Source organism: Micromonospora sp. NPDC047670 (genome assembly GCF_043204915.1).
Classification (GTDB): domain Bacteria; phylum Actinomycetota; class Actinomycetes; order Mycobacteriales; family Micromonosporaceae; genus Micromonospora.
This window is the reverse complement of record NZ_JBIDDA010000037.1, coordinates 1-1173: the sequence shown is the minus strand read 5'-3', so window position 1 is coordinate 1173 and position 1173 is coordinate 1. Positions and strand designations below refer to the sequence as shown.

Genomic DNA, 1173 nt, shown 5'->3' with positions numbered 1-1173 from the left:
CGGTCGGTGTGCCCGAGCCGGAGCGTGCCCTGTCCCTCGCCGCCGCTGCCGGTTTCGCGCTGGCTGCCGACGACGAACCCACACTGCGCCTGCGCCCGGCGCCGGCGCCCCCGCCGGAGGCCGGCGCGCCGGGCTACATAGTGCTGCACCCCGGGTCGGCGTCGCAGGCCCGGGGCTGTCCGCCGGAGCTGGCCGCCGGGATCGTCCGCACCCTGGCCGCGGCCGGTCACCGGGTGGTGGTCACCGGCGGACCGGACGAGCGGGAGCTGACCGCCCGGGTGGCGGGCGGCGTGGCGGTGGACCTGGGCGGACGGACCGGGCTCGCCGACCTGGCCGCGACCGTGGCCGGGGCCGGCGCGGTGGTGGTGGGCAACACCGGCCCCGCCCACCTGGCCGCCGCCCACGGGGTTCCGGTGGTCAGCCTCTTCGCCCCGACCGTCCCCTTCGGGCAGTGGGGCCCGTGGCGGGTGCCCACCGTGCGGCTCGGCGACGCCGAGGCGCCCTGCCGGGACACCCGCGCCGCCCGGTGCCCCGTGCCCGGGCATCCCTGCCTCAGCGGCATCGACCCGGAGCAGGTCGTCGAGGCGCTGCGGCTGCTCGGGGTGTCCCCGGCGGGCGGGTCGGCCCACGGGGGCGGCGGTGCGGGGGCCGGCGGCGGTGTGCGGGCCGGCGTGCCGGCGGTGGCCGGGAGCGGCCGATGAACATCCTGCTCTGGCACGTGCACGGCTCCTGGACGACCTCGTTCGTGCACGGCAAGCACCGCTACCTCGTACCGGTCACCCCGGACCGCGGCCCCTACGGCCTCGGCCGCGCCCGCACCTACCCCTGGCCCGACACCACCGTCGAGACCACCCCCGACGAACTGGCCACCACCGACATCGACCTGATCATCCTGCAACGCCCCGAGGAACTCGACCTCGCCGAACAGTGGCTGCACCGCCGCCCCGGCCGCGACATCCCCACCATCTACGTCGAACACAACACCCCCAAGGACGGCAACGTCCCCCACAGCCGCCACCCCCTCGCCGACCGCGACGACCTGCTCATCGCCCACGTCACCCACTTCAACCACCTCTTCTGGGACACCGGCGCCACCCGCACCACCGTCATCGAGCACGGCATCGTCCCACCCGCGGTGGAGTACACCGGCGAGCTGGAGCGGCTCGCCGTGGT

Annotated in this window: 1 protein-coding gene and 1 pseudogene; both read left to right on the top strand. The window is 76.6% G+C overall.

Translation table 11 applies throughout. The features are described from left to right. A partial coding sequence (locus ACGF7U_RS31785; protein WP_393113084.1) for a glycosyltransferase family 9 protein occupies positions 1–701 on the top strand: 701 nt, incomplete at its 5' end. Beyond that, a pseudogene (locus tag ACGF7U_RS31780) lies at positions 698–1173 on the top strand (glycosyltransferase family 1 protein); the annotation flags it as partial. The gene ACGF7U_RS31785 and the pseudogene ACGF7U_RS31780, both read left to right, overlap by 4 nt.